At 68.4% G+C, this 16,028-nt stretch carries 16 protein-coding genes; 2 read left to right on the top strand and 14 right to left on the bottom strand.

All coding sequences use genetic code 11. The annotated features are described in order from the left end of the window. Positions 1-11 precede the first annotated feature (11 nt). From rplW to rfbB, 12 genes are all read right to left on the bottom strand, one after another. On the bottom strand, positions 12-335 hold the full coding sequence (gene rplW / locus OG737_RS17985) for a 50S ribosomal protein L23 (RefSeq protein ID WP_030154694.1): 324 nt from the start codon (positions 333-335) through the stop codon (positions 12-14). Continuing rightward, on the bottom strand, positions 335-985 hold the full coding sequence (gene rplD, locus OG737_RS17980; protein ID WP_030008466.1) for a 50S ribosomal protein L4: 651 nt from the start codon (positions 983-985) through the stop codon (positions 335-337). The genes rplW and rplD overlap by 1 nt, the downstream gene beginning before the upstream one ends. Before the next feature lie 4 nt (positions 986-989). Next, positions 990-1,634, bottom strand: coding sequence for a 50S ribosomal protein L3 (rplC, locus tag OG737_RS17975; protein WP_007265899.1), 645 nt, complete (start codon positions 1,632-1,634; stop codon positions 990-992). 14 nt (positions 1,635-1,648) lie between these two features. Then, entirely contained in the window at positions 1,649-1,957 is a 309-nt protein-coding gene (gene rpsJ, locus OG737_RS17970; RefSeq protein WP_003948644.1) for a 30S ribosomal protein S10, read from the bottom strand. A 470-nt stretch (positions 1,958-2,427) separates the two neighbouring features. Continuing rightward, the gene (locus OG737_RS17965) at positions 2,428-3,528 is read right to left on the bottom strand and encodes a hypothetical protein (RefSeq protein ID WP_328927160.1); all 1,101 of its coding nucleotides are present in this window, start codon (positions 3,526-3,528) and stop codon (positions 2,428-2,430) included. Between the two features lie 83 nt (positions 3,529-3,611). After that, positions 3,612-5,456 (bottom strand): hypothetical protein, encoded by a 1,845-nt coding sequence (locus OG737_RS17960; RefSeq protein ID WP_328927159.1) that lies wholly within the window; start codon positions 5,454-5,456, stop codon positions 3,612-3,614. A 30-nt stretch (positions 5,457-5,486) separates the two neighbouring features. After that, a complete protein-coding gene (locus OG737_RS17955) occupies positions 5,487-6,389 on the bottom strand; it encodes a glycosyltransferase family 2 protein (RefSeq protein ID WP_328927158.1) in 903 nt (300 codons plus the stop codon). Positions 6,390-6,395: 6 nt separating this feature from the next. Continuing rightward, the gene (locus OG737_RS17950; protein WP_328927157.1) at positions 6,396-6,809 is read right to left on the bottom strand and encodes a DUF2304 domain-containing protein; all 414 of its coding nucleotides are present in this window, start codon (positions 6,807-6,809) and stop codon (positions 6,396-6,398) included. Beyond that, on the bottom strand, positions 6,806-7,495 hold the full coding sequence (locus tag OG737_RS17945; protein ID WP_328927156.1) for a glycosyltransferase family 2 protein: 690 nt from the start codon (positions 7,493-7,495) through the stop codon (positions 6,806-6,808). Before OG737_RS17945 ends, OG737_RS17950 begins: the two co-directional genes overlap by 4 nt. 68 nt (positions 7,496-7,563) lie before the next feature. Further along, positions 7,564-8,898, bottom strand: coding sequence for a hypothetical protein (locus OG737_RS17940; protein WP_328927155.1), 1,335 nt, complete (start codon positions 8,896-8,898; stop codon positions 7,564-7,566). Next, positions 8,895-9,767 carry a dTDP-4-dehydrorhamnose reductase gene (gene rfbD / locus OG737_RS17935; RefSeq protein WP_328930379.1) on the bottom strand — a complete coding sequence of 291 codons (873 nt, stop codon included), beginning with the start codon at positions 9,765-9,767 and terminating at the stop codon, positions 8,895-8,897. Before rfbD ends, OG737_RS17940 begins: the two co-directional genes overlap by 4 nt. Positions 9,768-9,814: 47 nt before the next feature. Beyond that, entirely contained in the window at positions 9,815-10,792 is a 978-nt protein-coding gene (rfbB, locus tag OG737_RS17930; protein WP_328927154.1) for a dTDP-glucose 4,6-dehydratase, read from the bottom strand. A gap of 81 nt (positions 10,793-10,873) precedes the next feature. On the opposite strand from rfbB, the gene rfbA reads away from it, so the two are divergent. Together rfbA and rfbC are read left to right on the top strand one after the other, a co-directional pair. Beyond that, complete coding sequence (gene rfbA, locus OG737_RS17925; RefSeq protein ID WP_328927153.1) at positions 10,874-11,749, top strand: glucose-1-phosphate thymidylyltransferase RfbA; 876 nt, start codon at positions 10,874-10,876, stop codon at positions 11,747-11,749. Then, the gene (gene rfbC / locus OG737_RS17920) at positions 11,746-12,345 is read left to right on the top strand and encodes a dTDP-4-dehydrorhamnose 3,5-epimerase (RefSeq protein WP_328927152.1); all 600 of its coding nucleotides are present in this window, start codon (positions 11,746-11,748) and stop codon (positions 12,343-12,345) included. The genes rfbA and rfbC overlap by 4 nt, the downstream gene beginning before the upstream one ends. A 172-nt stretch (positions 12,346-12,517) precedes the next feature. On the opposite strand, the gene tuf is transcribed toward rfbC, so the two are convergent. After that, on the bottom strand, positions 12,518-13,711 hold the full coding sequence (tuf, locus tag OG737_RS17915) for an elongation factor Tu (protein WP_328927151.1): 1,194 nt from the start codon (positions 13,709-13,711) through the stop codon (positions 12,518-12,520). A 149-nt stretch (positions 13,712-13,860) separates the two neighbouring features. After that, a complete protein-coding gene (gene fusA / locus OG737_RS17910) occupies positions 13,861-15,993 on the bottom strand; it encodes an elongation factor G (RefSeq protein WP_328927150.1) in 2,133 nt (710 codons plus the stop codon). Between the last annotated feature and the right edge of the window lie 35 nt (positions 15,994-16,028).

Genomic DNA, 16,028 nt, shown 5'->3' with positions numbered 1-16,028 from the left:
CTAGACCTCCGTTAGGAGGCCTGGCCGCCGAAGATGTCGATTCGGTCGCCCTCAGCGAGGGTCACGATGGCGCGCTTGGTGTCAGCGCGCTTGCCGAAACCGGTCTTGGTGCGCTTGCGCTTACCCTGACGGTTGATCGTGTTGACCCCGGTGACCTTGACCCCGAAGACCGCCTCGACGGCCTGCTTGATCTGGGTCTTGTTGGAGCCGGGCGCGACGATGAACGTGTACTTGTTCTCGTCCAGCAGCGCGTAGCTCTTCTCCGAGACAACCGGCTTGATCAGCAGGTCGCGCGGGTCAGTGAAGGTCTTGCTGGTAACGGTCGCCTCAGACATCAGGCGTCGCTCCCTTCGGTCTCATCGGCCTTGGGGCCAGACACGAAGGACTCGAAAGCGGCCTGAGTGAAGACCACGTCGTCAGAGACGATCACGTCGTACGTGTTCAGCTGGCCCGGCTCCAGGATGTGAACCTGGGGCAGGTTGCGGGCGGACAGCCACGCGGCCTCGTCGGCGCGCTCGACGACCAGGAGCAGGTTCTTGCGCTCCGAGATCTTGCCGAACAGCGTCTTGGCGGCCTTCGTGGAGGCGGCACCCTCGACCACGCCGGTGACGACGTGGATGCGGGAGTGACGCGCACGGTCCGAGAGGGCACCGCGGAGGGCGGCGGCCTTCATCTTCTTCGGGGTCCGCTGGGAGTAGTCACGCGGCTGCGGGCCGTGGACGACGCCACCGCCGACGAACTGCGGCGCACGGGTCGAACCCTGGCGCGCGCGGCCGGTGCCCTTCTGGCGGTACGGCTTGCGGCCACCACCACGGACTTCGCCACGACGCTTGGTCTTGTGCGTGCCCTGACGGGCAGCAGCCAGCTGAGCGACAACGACCTGGTGGATCAGCGGAACGCTGGTCTTCGCGTCGAAGATCTCCGCGGGGAGCTCGACGGTACCGGCCTTGTCGCCTGCCGGCGAAAGGATGTCAATGGTGCTCATTACCTCAAGCCCCCTTGGCCGCGGTACGGACCAGGACGAGGCCGCCGTTCGGACCGGGGACCGCACCCTTGATAAGGAGCAGACCCTTCTCCGCGTCAACCGCGTGGATGGTCAGGTTCTGGGTGGTGACACGCTCGTTACCCATGCGACCGGCCATGCGCATGCCCTTGAAGACACGCCCAGGGGTGGCGCAGCCACCGATCGAACCGGGGGAGCGGTGCTTGCGCTGCACACCGTGACCGGCGCCGAGGCCCCGGAAGTTGTGCCGCTTCATGACACCGGCGAAGCCCTTGCCCTTGCTGTTGCCCGTGACGTCAACCTTGACGCCGGACTCGAACACCTCAGCAGTGATCTCCTGGCCGAGCGTGTACTCGCTGGCGTCGGAGGTGCGGAGCTCCACCAGGTGGCGGCGGGGGGTCACGTCGGCCTTGGCGAAGTGGCCCTTGAGGGGCTTGTTCACCTTGCGCGGGTCGATCTCGCCGAAGGCGATCTGGACCGACTCGTAGCCGTCGATGTCGTTCGTACGGACCTGGGTAACGACGCAGGGTCCGGCCTTGACCACGGTCACCGGGACGACACGGTTGTTCTCGTCCCAGACCTGGGTCATGCCGAGCTTCTCGCCCAGGACGCCCTTGATCTGCTTTGCCATCTTCTCGACGCCTCTCAGAGCTTGATCTCGATGTCAACGCCGGCCGGAAGGTCCAGGCGCATCAGCGAGTCAACGGTCTTGGGGGTCGGGTCGAGGATGTCGATCAGGCGCTTGTGCGTGCGCATCTCGAAGTGCTCGCGCGAGTCCTTGTACTTGTGCGGCGACTTGATGACGCAGTACACGTTCTTCTCAGTGGGCAGCGGCACCGGGCCCGCGACCGACGCACCAGTGCGCGTCACCGTCTCGACGATCTTCTTCGCCGAGGAATCGATGACCTCGTGGTCGTAGGCCTTGAGCCGGATGCGGATCTTCTGTCCCGCCATGGCTACTCCGTAGTCCTGTCTGTATGTGGAAACGCTCTGGCTCCCGGCCGGCTGCGGGACGGATCCCGCGGCCTCTCCTCCGACCCACGCGGTCGGGCGTGTCGCACTCCCTCTACAGAAAATTCCCATACGGAAATTCCCTCGTCCAAGGGGGTGCGGTCCCTGTGACCGCGATTCGGGGGAGAAACACCCACCGAGTGCCTGGTGTGCACCGTGCTGACACTTCCCAGAAGATTCCCGTACGTCCGTCCCCATTGCTGCCCCGAGAGGCAGATTAAGGACGACGAGTACTGTGGGACTCGCTTCCGGTCCTCCCGGCGGGAGGCGCGCAGCATCGGCACTCAGCCGAGCAACTTGAGTAGTCTGCCATACGAGGCACGTACCTGGCCAATCGGGCCGAAGAGAATACCCCGCCACGCTGAGTGGTCAAACAGAACCACGCGCATCGCCCGGCGGGGCTCCTCCCCCGGTCAGGACCGGGTGACCGTCCCGCACCCTTCGCCCTTGATGTCCCTGCTGCGGTCGTACGGATCCACGGCGCGCCCGGTGGGCGCCGACCCGGCCGCCGCCTCCCTCGGGAAGTCCGGGTGCAGGAAGCCGTCGGCCGCCTCGCATTCGACGTTCGACCACTCCGAGACGTACGTGTGCAGCTGGAGCCGGCCCCGGGTGGCCTTCCAGCGCGCCGGGTCGAGCAGGCTCAGGGTGACCTGCCGGCGCACGATGGTGCGCTGCACGTTCGTGCCCCCGTTCGTCACGGGGTGGACGAAGGTGTAGTCCGTCACCACGCGCAGTTCCCCGGGCTCCCCCTGCTCCGCGCGCATGCTGCCGCGCACCTTGACGACATCGCCGACCGGCTTGACCTTCGCCTGGTCGAAGCGGGTGAAGAGCATCACCGGGGTGTTCTGCGCGGTGGGGTTCGTCAGGGACTGCTCCAGCCGCTGCGGAACCTCCGGCTGCAGGGGGTCCAGCAGGGCCAGCGCCGCGGCCGGACGCTCCCCGCGCAGGGTCGCCGGGTCGAGATTGGTCGCGATCAGGAACTGCCTGGCCTTCTCCAGCGCGTCCGCTACCTGCTGCTTGGACGTCTCGCCGACGGCCGCGGCCTCGGGGACCTCGATGCCTGCGGCCCCGTCGGCCCACTGGAGGGCCGGGGAACCGCGGAAAGGTTCCTGCAGAGTCGGCTGGTCGGGAGCCAGCGACGGCGGCGGTCCCGTCGGCGTGCCCGACTCCGCGGGCAGCGGGGCGGCTTTCCGGGCGTCCTCGCGGGCCTGGGTCTTGCCCGTGATGCGGTCGATCAGCAGCTCGGGGCGTACGGCGACCAGCGCGAGCCCGGCGATGAAGACGACGGCCACGACGGCCTTGAGCCGGCGTCTGCCGGTCCTCTCCCGCGGTGCCGGGGCGGTGCGCCAGCCCGCCGGTTCCGACTGGTTACGCAGCCGCTCGGTGACCATCCGGGCCCGCGCGGACGGCTCCCTCGGCGCGTCCCCCGCCCCCGCGGCGGCCTGCTCCATGAACCGGGCCCACTCCTCGTCGGAGGGTCCCGGCCTGTCGCCGGCGTTTCCGTTGTTCCCCATGTCCCACCCCCGGTGACGGGTGAGAGGCCCCGCACCACCCGGCGCGGAGCCTCTCACCTGCGAATATGTCCGATCCAGCAGAACTACTTGTCCTTCTGCTGTTCCTTCTGTTGTTCCTTCTGCTGCTGTTCCTTCAGCAGCTCCGACGCCGGCGCCTTGCGACCGCAGACGGCCTGCCAGTTCAAGGGGCCGATGCCACCGCACCAGAGCGCCCCGTCGTCGTCGTTCTGCCGCCAGTCGTTCGTGACGATGTCCGCGCAGGTCTTGCTCGGCGCGAAGCGCGGGCAGCGCCCGTCGGCCTTCTTGATCGTGTGGGCCCGGTAGGCGTCGATGCCCATCTGCATGTTGTCGGACTGCGGCATGTACCGGTTGACCGACCAGGACGCCCCCATCGTGGCGAACAGCGCGACCACGCACACCATGCCGGCCGCGAGCTGCTGGACCACCCGGCGGGGCAGGACCCGGGCCGTCGGTTCGGCGCCCTGCGGCCGCAGGGTGCGCTCGGCCCAGCCGGAGCCCCGGTGGACCACGGCCATCATGCCGAGGACGGCCAGGATCATCAGGCAGTACATGATGATCCAGGTGGTGCGCGGGTAGAGCTGGACCGCCTTGTCGTGCGCCATGTGCGAGGCGAACCAGAAGCGGGCCAGCCAGGCGCCGGCCAGGGTGGCGGCGGCGGTGCGGACCATGATGTTGCGCAGTCCCAGACCGACGCCCAGACCCACGGCGAACAGCAGCAGCAGGGCGAAGCCGCTCTGCCCGGCCATCTCCCCCGCCGCCGGCCAGGTCTGGTACTCCAGCTTGCCGGACCGGTCGGACACCCAGCCCAGCACGTACGCCGGGTCGACGTACACGGCCAGGAAGGCGTAGCGGTCCGGGGTCTGCGAGCCGAGCCGGGCCATCTGGTAGATCAGCGGGGCGCCGACGACACCGGCCGTCAGCACGGTGATGCCGACGAACGCGCCGGCCCGCTTGACCACCGCGGTCCCGGCACGCCAGGGGAAGAGGAACAGCGCCAGCAGGCCGACCCCGGGCGCGGCCCAGACGTACCAGCCGGAGTACCAGAGGAAGAGCAGGCCGAAGACGAGGCCGAGGACCGCCCCGCGCAGCAGCGTACGGCGCAGCGGCCGCTCGCCGGCGCCCCGCATCTCGCGCAGCCAGTAACCGAGCAGCGGCAGCAGCACGAGCATGGTGGCGTGGCTGTACGGGCGGATCGGGTCCATGAAGAGGATGGCCGACGGGACGGCGATCAGCAGTGCCCAGAACGGGCGGAGCAGCAGCCGCCAGGCCAGGTACGTCATCGGGCCCGCGACGGCGGTGAAGAAGATCTGGAAGTCCTTGAGGGCGAATCCGGTCCCGCCCGGGCCGTCGTAACGGATCTTCGCCCAGACGGCCATCAGGCCGGGGAAGAGCGGCGGGTAGATGCCCGACACGCCCTCGCCGTGCAGGAACGAGTTGGCCATGGCGACCAGGGCGCTCGGGTCGCCCTCCTGACCGCCGAGCGGCCAGGGGGTACCGCGCAGGGCGACGACCACGCCGCCCGCCACCACGCCGGTGGCGAGACCCGCCAGGGCCGCGCAGACCAGGCGCTTGACCATCTGGTGGCGGGGCAGCTTGCCGCGGTAGGCGGTGTAGAGCAGGAGCGCGAGCAGCGGCAGGCCTATGACGGCCGCGTACTGCTGGAGCTTGGCGAGACCGCTGACCTGCCCGACGCGGACCAGCGGGTTCACGCTGATGTGCGTACTCAGCAGGGTGAACCCGAGGGCTGCCGCGAGGCTGACCACGACCTCGGCCAGCGGCAGCACCCAGCGCCGGGAGAGCCACGCACGGCGTGGGGAAACGGACGAGGGACGCCCGCCTTCCGCTGTCTCGGCGTGGCGGTGCTCCGAGCCGGCCTGTCCGACCGCCTCGGGGGCCAGGTGTGTCATCTCAGTCCGTTTCGTGGTGTGCGGATCGGCTCAGTTCTGGCCGGAGGTGAAGGCGTGCTTCGCCAGGGTGCGTGCGCCTTCCCGGTGTCCGCGGCGCAGGGCGCCGGGGAGCATGGTGAGCGCGTGCAGGCGGGATGCGCTGTGGAAACGGGCCGCGCGGGCCGCCTTGGGCCAGCCGCGGGCGTCCATGCGTGCGGCGACCGCGGCGAAGTACCGCGCGGCCTCGGTGAAGCGGGTGCCCGAGAAGGCCTGCACCGACGACTCGCTGACGGCGTGCCGGCGGTACTGGAAGACCGTGGTCGAGTGGTCGATCACCATCTCCTCGCCGCCCTCCAGCAGGTCGACCACGAGCGCCAGGTCCTGGATCACCGAGTAGTCGTCGCGGAAGTTCACCTTGCGCAGCGCCTCGCCGCGCCAGGCGATGGAGGGGAAGTACAGCCAGTTGCCGCGCAGCACGCTGGCGGCCAGATCCTCACCGGCCATCAGCCGGCGGCCCTTCACCTGCGGCGCGTACAGCCGCTTCTTGGTGTTGTCCGCGAGGCCGCCCTGCATCACGCGGCCTTCGCCATCGATGACCTCGACGCCGGGCTGGACCATGCCGATGCCGGGGTGGGCGCCGATGACCGAGCGGACGGTCTCCAGGTAGTGCGGGTGCAGGAGGTCGTCGCAGCCCATGATGACCACGTAGTCGGCCTCGGACAGCTCCACGCACTTCTGGAAGTTCTTGGTGATGCCGAGGTTCCGCTCGTTGCGGGTGTAGTGGACCCGCTCGTCGCCGAGCTGCTCGAACCAGCCGGGAACGTCCGGCTCCTTGCCGTCGTCGATCACGACGAGCCGGAAGTCCCGGTCGGTCTGCGCGAGGACGCTGCGCACGGCGTCCTGCATCAGCTGCACGTCCCCGTAGTAGGGGAGCATGAAGTCGAACGTCGCCATGGCGCGTCAGGCCTTCACGGAGTCGGAGTCGGCATCGGCGTCGGCCTTGGCGGCGGGGACCTCCGCGCCCAGGCGCTCGTCGTTGTGCCGGACGCCTTCGTTGATGGCCACCGTCCGGGCCAGGTCGGTGATCTTCTTCTCCAGCGAACGGAAGCGCAGGAAGGTGTTGAGCGTGAGGAAGCCCATCGCGAGCACCATCACGTAGAGCACCAGGTCGGTGCCTCGGCCGACGCCGAGCTGCTGGGCGACCCAGGTGACGTCGGTCGGGCGGAGCACCGCGTACACGTTGACGACGACGAACACCGAGAACGCTATGCGCTTCCAGGCGCGGTTCTTCGCCTGGCCCCAGGTCCGGATGAACATCAGTGCCATGGACACCGAACCGAGGATCAGCAGCAGCTGGATCCAGAAGTACTTCATCGACGCCCACGCTCCCGCAGCGAAATGTCAAAAAGGATGTTGACGCCGTTGATCAGGGACTGGCCCTTGGCGCGTGAGTAATCGGTGTAGAGGATGTCCACCGGGACCTCGGTGACCCGCAGTCCGGAGCCGGCGAGGAAGCCGACGAGCTCGGACGCGTGGGCCATGCCGTTCATGGTGATGTTCAGCTGCTCCGCGGCCTTGCGGCTCAGCACGCGCAGACCGTTGTGCGAGTCGGTGAGCTTGAGCTTGCGGGCGGTGGGGCTGACCGCGGCGGCCGTACGCAGCACCACCTGCTTGATCCACGGCACCTGGCCGTTCTGCTCGATGAAGCGGGAGCCGAGCACGACGTCGGCCTCGTCGCCGCGCAGCACCGCGACCATCGTCTCGACGTCCTTGGTCTGGTGCTGGCCGTCGGCGTCGAAGGTGGCGAAGTACTGGGCGCCGGACTGGGCGAGCGCGTAGGTGAGACCGGTCTGCAGCGCCGCGCCCTGGCCGAGGTTGACGGGGTGGCGCACCAAGTGGGCGCCGGTCGTGGCTATGTGCTTGGCCGAGTCGTCCGTGCTGCCGTCGTCGACGACGACGATGTTGGGGAACGTCTTGCGGGCCCCCTCGACCACCTCGGCGATCACCTGGCCCTCGTTATAGGCCGGTATGACCAGCCAGACATCGTCGTATTGGGACACGGTAGCTCCAGCGGAATGGGGCACAAACGAGTGCTCGGTGATCGGTGTGACGTCGTGGGCCGGCATGGTCATTTCCCGACCGCGCTCACGCCCGGGCCGCGTGTGTCGGCCGTCTGCCCGGGCCCTTCGGTGACTGCCGCAGCCGCTCCGGGGAAGCTCAGCCTCAGCGCTGCCAGCATAGCCAGCACGGTGGCGACGGAGCCGAGAGCGTAGGCGACGATCACGCGCAGGGCCACATCGCCCGGAATCAAGGTGATGCCCAGCAGGACCCCGGTGCCGAGTGCCCAGCAGAGCAGTTGCAGGTTGTGCCGCTTGAATACCATGAGCGCCTGTCCGAGCACCATCGCGAACATGTACGCCACGGTGCCCGCGGACATCAGGAAGAAGTCGAAGCGGTCGAGCACCGGCTCGTTGGCGTTGAAGAGCACCTCGATCAGCCAGGGGCCGAGCACCGTGGCGGGTACGCCGCCCAGCAGCCCGAGAGCTCCGACGACCACGCCGATCCGGCGCAGCATCGCCCAGAACGCGGCCCGGTCGCCGGCCGTGAAGGCCGCGGTGAGGCCGCTCAGCAGGGACGCCTGGAGCGAGCCGAAGACGAAGAGCGGCACCCGCGCCAGGACCAGCGCGCTCAGCAGGGCCGCGATCAGGGCGCTGTCGGTGGGCGCCAGCAGCTTGGTGCTCATCACCGCGGCGTTGACGACCAGCTGGGACAGCAGGGTCGCGCAGACGAGCAGGCCCAGTCCGCGGTACAGCTCCCGCCAGGCGATCGGTTCGCCGGGGCCGACGGCGCGCAGCAGCGCCGGCAGGGTGACGAGCATCGCCGCGACCGGCGCGATGGCCAGGACCAGGCTGAAGGCGAGGGCCGAGTGCAGCCCGAGCAGCGCGCAGCCGAAGGCGAGCACGATCCGCAGACCGCCGTCGACGGCGAGCTGGGTGCCGTACGCGCCGAAGTGGCCGAGGCCCGCCAGCACACCGCGGGTGAGGTAGCAGACGGCCATGCCCGTGAAGGCTCCGCCGAGCGCGGCCACCAGGCCGCGCTCGCCCTGGAACAGCAGGTCCGCGATCGGGCCCGCGCCGAGGCCCAGTACGAGCAGGGTCGCGCCGAGGATCCCCGCGGTGAGCACGGTGGCCCGGCGGAGCACCGGGGCGGTGCCCTGGCCCAGCACCACGCGGGCCGAGACGATCCGGGTGAGCTCCTGCTCGATGGGGAAGAAGACGCCGATGCCGATGGACATCACGATCGTCCACAGCACCGAGACGTTGGCCATGTCCGGCTTGGACAGGCTGTGGCCGGCCACGCCCAGGTGGACGTAGGAGGCCGCGCCGAGCACGACGGTGCCGCCGGCCACCGCGACGGTGCCCGGCGGCAGCGCCGCGGTCAGCTTGTTCAGCAGGGCTTTCATCCCGTGCGGCCGTCCCGGGCCGCTTTGGCGAGCGCGGTGAAGCCGGGGGTGGCGAGCGCCTCGGCCAGCTGGTCCCGCCAGTCGGGGAGCGGGGCCATTCCGGCCTCCTTGTCCCAGGCGTCGTGCGCGAGCACGCTGAAGGCGGGGCGGACGGCGGGACGCACGAACGCCTCGGAGGTGGTCGGCCGGATCCGCTCGGGGTCCAGGCCGCTCAGCCGGTAGGTCTCGCGGGCCAGTCCCATCCAGGTGGTCCGGCCGCTCGCGGTGCCGTGGTAGATCCCGCCCATGGCCCAGCCCTTGAGCGCGGCCAGACCGAGCTCGACCAGGTGGCGGGCCAGCGCGTAGGACCAAGTGGGCTGGCCGTGCTGGTCGTCGACCACGTCGAGGGTGTCCCGCTGGGCGGCGAGCTTCAGCATGGTGGCGACGAAGTTCGGCCCGTGCTCGCCGTACAGCCAGGCGGTGCGGACCACGTAGCCGTCCTGCGGCAGCAGTTCGGTCACGGCCTGCTCGCCGACCAGCTTGGAGCGGCCGTAGGCGTTGACCGGACCGGTCTCGGCGTCCTCGCGGTACGGCTCCGAGGCGTCGCCCGGCAGCACGTAGTCGGTGGAGACGTGGATCAGTCGCACGTGGGCGGCGGCGCAGGCCTCGGCGAGGACGCGCACGGCCGTGCCGTTGACGGCGGTGGCGGCCTCCTCGGCGGTCTCGGCGCCGTCCACGTCCGTCCAGGCGGCGCAGTTCACGACCACGGTGACGCCCTCGACCGCGGCCCGGACGGCGGCCGGGTCGGTGATGTCGAGGTCGGCGCGGCTCAGGCCCACGGCCTCGATCTTGGCGCGCTTGAGGACGGTCAGGACGTCCTGGCCGAGCATCCCGCCGGCGCCGGTGACGAGCCAGCGCTCGGCCGGCGAGTTGGTGCTCACTTCTGCAGGGCCGCCTTCGCCTTCAGCGGCTCCCACCAGGCACGGTTCTCGCGGTACCAGTCGATGGTGGCCTTGATGCCGTCCTCGAAGGTGACCTGCGGGGCGTAGCCCAGCTCGGCGCCGATCTTGCTGATGTCGATGGAGTAGCGGAGGTCGTGGCCCTTGCGGTCCTCGACCTGCTCGACCATCTCCCAGCCGAGGCCCGCGGCCTCCAGCAGCACGCCGGTGAGCTCCTTGTTGGTGAGCTCGGTACCGCCGCCGATGTTGTAGACCTCGCCCGCGCGGCCCTTGCGCATGGCCAGGTCGATGCCGCGGCAGTGGTCGGAGACGTGCAGCCAGTCGCGCACGTTGCCGCCGTTGCCGTACAGCGGGACCTTCTTGCCGTCCATCAGGTTGGAGACGAACAGCGGGATGACCTTCTCCGGGAACTGGTAGTGCCCGTAGTTGTTGGAGCAGCGGGTGACCACCACGTCCATGCCGTGGGTGCGGTGGTAGGCCAGCGCCAGCAGGTCGGACGACGCCTTGGAGGCGGAGTACGGGGAGTTCGGCACCAGCGGCCACTCCTCCGTCCAGGAGCCCTCGCTGATCGAGCCGTAGACCTCGTCGGTGGAGATGTGGACGAAGCGGCCGACGCCGTGCTTGCGGGCGGAGTCCAGCAGGACCTGCGTGCCGACCACGTTGGTCATCACGAAGGGGCCGGCGCCGGCGATCGAGCGGTCCACGTGGGACTCGGCGGCGAAGTGCACGACGACGTCATGACCGGGCATCACCTGGTCGACGGCCTCGGCGTCGCAGATGTCGCCCTTGACGAAGGTGTATCCAGGGTGGTCCGCGACCGGCGCCAGATTCGCCTCGACACCGGAGTAGGTCAGCTTGTCGAAGACCGTGATCCGAGCGGTGGCATCTGCGCCGAGCTGCTGGCGGACGAATTCTGAACCGATGAAGCCGGCGCCGCCGGTCACGAGGATGCGCATAATACGAAGAGTCTAGCGGCCCGCCGAACGTCACATTCCCTTGGCTCGGCTCCCCCGCACGCTCTCGCATAGGGTTCACCCATGCGTGGAATCCTTTTGGCCGGTGGCACCGGATCGCGACTCTGGCCGTTGACCCGGGCCGTTTCGAAGCAGCTGCTGCCCGTCTTCGACAAGCCGATGATCTATTACCCCCTCTCCACCCTGGTGATGGCGGGTATCAGTGAAATCCTGATCATCACCACCCCCGAGGACCGCGACCAGTTCGAGCGACTGCTCGGCGACGGCTCGCAGTTCGGCCTGCGGCTGGAGTACGCCGTCCAGGAGCGCCCGGAGGGCATCGCCCAGGCATTCGTCCTCGGCGCCGACTTCATCGGTGACCAGTCCGTCGCGCTGATCCTCGGCGACAACATCTTCCACGGCAGCGGCCTGGGCACCCGGCTCGCCGAGCACACCGACTCCAAGGGCGGCCGGGTCTTCGCGTACCCGGTGGCGGACCCGACGGCGTACGGCGTGGTGGAGTTCGACGAGAACGGCCAGGCCATCTCCATCGAGGAGAAGCCGGTCGCGCCCAAGTCCCGCTACGCGGTGCCGGGTCTGTACTTCTACGACAACCAGGTCGTCGAGATAGCCCGCGGGCTGAAGCCCAGCGCCCGCGGCGAACTGGAGATCACCGCGGTCAACGACGCGTACCTCCAGGCCGGCGAGCTCAACGTCACGATCCTGGACCGCGGTACCGCGTGGCTGGACACCGGCACGTTCGTCTCGATGGTGCAGGCCTCCGAGTTCGTCCGCGTGATCGAGGAGCGCCAGGGCTTCAAGATCGGCTGCATCGAGGAGGCGGCCTGGCGGGCCGGCCTGATCGATTCCGCGCAGCTGCGCGAGCTCGCCCAGCCGCTCACCAAGAGCGGTTACGGCGACTACCTGCTGGCCCTGCTCGCCGAGGAGGACGCCCGATGAAGTTCCGTGAACTCTCCATCGAGGGCGCCTTCGAGGTCACCCCGCAGCTGCACGGGGACCCGCGCGGCCTGTTCACCGAGTGGTACCGCTTCGACCGGCTCGCCGAGGTGGTCGGCCACCCGCTGAACCTGGCACAGGCGAACCTCTCGGTGTCCTCCGCGGGCGTGGTCCGCGGCATCCACTTCGCCGACGTGCCGCGCGGCCAGGCCAAGTACGTGACCTGCGTACGCGGCGCCGTGCTCGACGTCATCGTGGACCTGCGGGTCGGCTCCCCCACGTTCGGCAAGTGGGAGGGCGTCCGCCTGGACGACGTGGACCGCCGCGCGGTCTACATCCCCGAGGGCCTCGGCCACGGGTTCTGCGCGCTGAGCGACGACGCGACGCTGTCGTACCTGTGCTCGGAGACCTACAACCCGACCGGCGAGCACTCGGTCCACCCGCTCGACGCCGACCTGGCCATCGAGTGGCCGGCCGACGTCCCGCTGCTGTCCGCCCGCGACGAGGCCGCCCCGTCGCTGGCCGACGCCATCGCGACCGGGCTGCTGCCCGACTACGCGGCCTGCAAGGAATTCACCGAGTCGCTCCGCGTGAGCTGACCCGCCGCAGTCACGACAGGAGGGCCGCACCCGGAAGGGTGCGGCCCTCCTGTCGTTCACCGTCGCCTCCCGGCTACGCCGAAGGGCCCCGCCCCACCGCCGAAGCGGTGGGCCGGGGCCCTTCAGTGCAACTTGGTGCCCGATTCAACGAGCTACCAGGTCAGAACACGAATTACTTCGTGATCTTGGTGACCTGGCCGGCGCCCACGGTACGACCACCCTCACGGATGGCGAACTTCAGGCCCTCCTCCATGGCGACCGGCTGGATCAGCGCGACCGTCATCTCGGTGTTGTCGCCCGGCATGACCATCTCCGTGCCGGCCGGCAGGGTGACGACACCCGTGACGTCCGTGGTACGGAAGTAGAACTGCGGACGGTAGTTGTTGAAGAACGGGGTGTGACGGCCACCCTCGTCCTTCGACAGGATGTAGGCCTGGGCCTCGAACTCGGTGTGCGGGGTGACCGAACCGGGCTTGATGATGACCTGGCCGCGCTCGACGTCCTCGCGCTTGATGCCACGGAGGAGCAGACCGACGTTCTCGCCGGCCTGGCCCTCGTCGAGCAGCTTGCGGAACATCTCGATACCGGTGACCGTGGTGGTGGTCTTCTCTTCCTTGATACCGATGATGTCGACGGTCTCGTTGACCTTCAGGACACCACGCTCGATACGGCCGGTGACGACCGTACCGCGACCGGTGATCGTGAAGACGTCCTCGACGGGCATGAGGAACGGCATCTCGGTGTCACGCGGCGGGGTCGGGATGGCCTCGTCGACAGCGTCCATGAGGCCGATGAGCTTCTCGCCCCACTCGGCGTCGCCCTCGAGCGCCTTCAGCGCGGAGACGCGGACGACCGGCAGGTCGTCGCCCGGGAAGTCGTACTCGGAGAGCAGCTCGCGGACCTCGAGCTCGACGAGCTCCAGGATCTCCTCGTCGTCCACCATGTCGGCCTTGTTCAGGGCGACAACGATGTACGGAACGCCGACCTGGCGGGCCAGGAGCACGTGCTCCTTGGTCTGCGGCATCGGGCCGTCGGTGGCGGCGACCACGAGGATCGCGCCGTCCATCTGCGCGGCACCGGTGATCATGTTCTTGATGTAGTCCGCGTGACCCGGGCAGTCGACGTGGGCGTAGTGACGCGCCTCGGTCTGGTACTCGACGTGCGCGATGGAGATGGTGATACCGCGCTGGCGCTCCTCAGGAGCCTTGTCGATCTGATCGAAGGCCGAGGCCGCGTTCAGGTCCGGGTACTTGTCGTGCAGCACCTTGGTAATGGCGGCCGTGAGGGTCGTCTTACCGTGGTCAATGTGACCGATGGTGCCGATGTTGACGTGCGGCTTAGTCCGCTCGAACTTCGCCTTCGCCACGGGGGTCCTCCTGAGAGTGGTTCTGTACGCCTTACAGATCGGCGCCAGGTGATCTTTGCTGGATAGCCGGCTCCCCCGGGGCAACGGGAGGTTTACTCCTGTTGCCCCAGAGGCTCCGGTGGCAAGCCTAAAGCGTGAACTCGGAAGAGTTACTCGCCCTTGGCCTTCGCGATGATCTCCTCGGCGACGTTCCGGGGAACCTCGGCGTAGGAGTCGAACTGCATCGAGTAGCTGGCGCGACCCGAGGTCTTGCTGCGGAGGTCTCCGACGTAGCCGAACATCTCCGAAAGGGGCACGAGGCCCTTCACGACGCGAGCGCCGTGACGCTCCTCCATGGCCTGGATCTGGCCACGGCGGGAGTTGATGTCGCCGATGACGTCACCCATGTAGTCCTCGGGCGTGGTGACCTCGACGGCCATCATCGGCTCAAGGAGCACGGGAGAAGCCTTGCGCGCGGCCTCCTTGAAGGCCTGCGAACCGGCGATCTTGAACGCGAGCTCGGAGGAGTCGACCTCGTGGTAGCCACCGTCGAGAAGCGTGACGCGAACGCCCGTCATCTCGTAGCCGGCCAGGATGCCGAACTGCATGGCTTCCTGCGCACCGGCGTCGACCGAAGGGATGTACTCCTTCGGCACGCGGCCACCGGTGACCTTGTTCACGAACTCGTACGCCGGACCGTCGGTCTCGGTGATGGGCTCGATCGCGATCTGCACCTTGGCGAACTGACCGGTACCACCGGTCTGCTTCTTGTGGGTGTAGTCGTGACGCTCGACGGCCTTGCGGATCGTCTCGCGGTACGCGACCTGCGGCTTGCCGACGTTGGCCTCGACCTTGAACTCGCGCTTCATACGGTCGACCAGCACCTCGAGGTGCAGCTCGCCCATACCGCCGAGGATGGTCTGGCCCGTCTCCTCGTCCGAGTGAACGTGGAAGGAGGGGTCCTCCTCCGCGAGACGCTGGATGGCGACACCCAGCTTCTCCTGGTCACCCTTGGACTTGGGCTCGATGGCGACCTGGATGACCGGAGCCGGGAAGTCCATGGACTCCAGGATCACGGGTGCCTTGTCGTCACACAGCGTCTCACCAGTGGTGGTCTGCTTCAGGCCCATGACGGCGACGATGTCACCGGCGCCCACCGCGGCGATCTCTTCACGCTTGTTGGCGTGCATGCGGTAGATCTTGCCGATGCGCTCCTTCTTGCCCTTGACGGAGTTCAGCACCGCAGTGCCGGCCTCCAGGCGGCCCGAGTAAACCCGGACGAAGGTGAGCTTGCCGAGGTGCGGGTCGCTCATGATCTTGAACGCCAGCGCCGCGAGCGGCTCCTCGTCGGAAGGCTTGCGCTTCACGACGACCTCGGCGTCGCGGACGTCGTGGCCCTCGATGGCCTCGATGTCCAGCGGCGACGGCAGGTAGCGGACGACGGCGTCGAGCAGGGGCTGAACACCCTTGTTCTTGAACGCCGTGCCACAGAACACCGCGGTGATCGTGGGCTCGCCCTTGCCCTTGCCGGAGCCGAGGATGATGCGACGGACGGCGGCGTGCAGCTGCTCGACGGAGGGCTCGTTGCCCTCCAGGAACAGCTCCATGATCTCGTCGTCGTTCTCGGCGACGGTCTCGACCAGCTTGCCGCGCCACTCTTCAGCAGCCTCGGTGTGCGTGGCCGGGATGTCGACGATGTCGTACATCTCGCCCTTGGTCGCCTCGGCGGACCAGACGAACGCCTTCATGGTGACCAGGTCGACAACGCCCTGGAAGTCCATCTCGGCACCGATGGGGAGCTGCATGACGATCGGAACCGCGCCAAGGCGGTCCTTGATCATGTCGACGCAGCGGTGGAACTCGGCGCCGGTGCGGTCCAGCTTGTTGACGAAGCAGATACGCGGAACGCCGTAACGGTCGGCCTGACGCCAGACCGTCTCGGACTGCGGCTCCACACCGGCGACACCGTCGAACACGGTGACGGCACCGTCAAGGACGCGGAGCGAACGCTCCACCTCGACCGTGAAGTCAACGTGACCCGGGGTGTCGATGATGTTGATGGTGTGGTCGACGTCCTCGAGCGGCCAGTGGCAGGTCGTCGCGGCGGACGTGATCGTGATGCCGCGCTCCTGCTCCTGCTCCATCCAGTCCATCGTGGCAGCGCCGTCGTGGACTTCACCGATCTTGTAAGACACACCGGTGTAGAACAGGATGCGCTCGGTGGTGGTCGTCTTGCCCGCGTCGATGTGGGCCATGATCCCGATGTTGCGGACCTTGGCCAGGTCAAGCGAAGTGGTAGCCATATCGGCTCAGTCTTCTCTCGGTCTCGATGTGGGTT

It is taken from the genome of Streptomyces sp. NBC_00122 (assembly GCF_045160845.1).
Lineage (GTDB): Bacteria > Actinomycetota > Actinomycetes > Streptomycetales > Streptomycetaceae > Streptomyces.
This window is presented reverse-complemented; position numbering and strand designations above follow the sequence as displayed.

Excerpts from the sequence above, each read along its gene's own strand:
- OG737_RS17950 (WP_328927157.1), bottom strand. The coding sequence starts at position 6,809 with ATGAAGTACTTCTGGATCCAGCTGCTGCTGATCCTCGGTTCGGTGTCC.
- OG737_RS17960 (WP_328927159.1), bottom strand. The coding sequence starts at position 5,456 with ATGACACACCTGGCCCCCGAGGCGGTCGGACAGGCCGGCTCGGAGCAC.
- fusA (WP_328927150.1), bottom strand. The coding sequence starts at position 15,993 with ATGGCTACCACTTCGCTTGACCTGGCCAAGGTCCGCAACATCGGGATC.
- OG737_RS17955 (WP_328927158.1), bottom strand. The coding sequence starts at position 6,389 with ATGGCGACGTTCGACTTCATGCTCCCCTACTACGGGGACGTGCAGCTG.
- rpsJ (WP_003948644.1), bottom strand. The coding sequence starts at position 1,957 with ATGGCGGGACAGAAGATCCGCATCCGGCTCAAGGCCTACGACCACGAG.
- rfbD (WP_328930379.1), bottom strand. The coding sequence starts at position 9,767 with ATGCTCGGCCAGGACGTCCTGACCGTCCTCAAGCGCGCCAAGATCGAG.
- rplW (WP_030154694.1), bottom strand. The coding sequence starts at position 335 with ATGTCTGAGGCGACCGTTACCAGCAAGACCTTCACTGACCCGCGCGAC.
- rfbB (WP_328927154.1), bottom strand. The coding sequence starts at position 10,792 with ATGCGCATCCTCGTGACCGGCGGCGCCGGCTTCATCGGTTCAGAATTC.
- rplC (WP_007265899.1), bottom strand. The coding sequence starts at position 1,634 with ATGGCAAAGCAGATCAAGGGCGTCCTGGGCGAGAAGCTCGGCATGACC.
- rfbA (WP_328927153.1), top strand. The coding sequence starts at position 10,874 with ATGCGTGGAATCCTTTTGGCCGGTGGCACCGGATCGCGACTCTGGCCG.
- rfbC (WP_328927152.1), top strand. The coding sequence starts at position 11,746 with ATGAAGTTCCGTGAACTCTCCATCGAGGGCGCCTTCGAGGTCACCCCG.
- OG737_RS17940 (WP_328927155.1), bottom strand. The coding sequence starts at position 8,898 with ATGAAAGCCCTGCTGAACAAGCTGACCGCGGCGCTGCCGCCGGGCACC.
- rplD (WP_030008466.1), bottom strand. The coding sequence starts at position 985 with ATGAGCACCATTGACATCCTTTCGCCGGCAGGCGACAAGGCCGGTACC.
- OG737_RS17965 (WP_328927160.1), bottom strand. The coding sequence starts at position 3,528 with ATGGGGAACAACGGAAACGCCGGCGACAGGCCGGGACCCTCCGACGAG.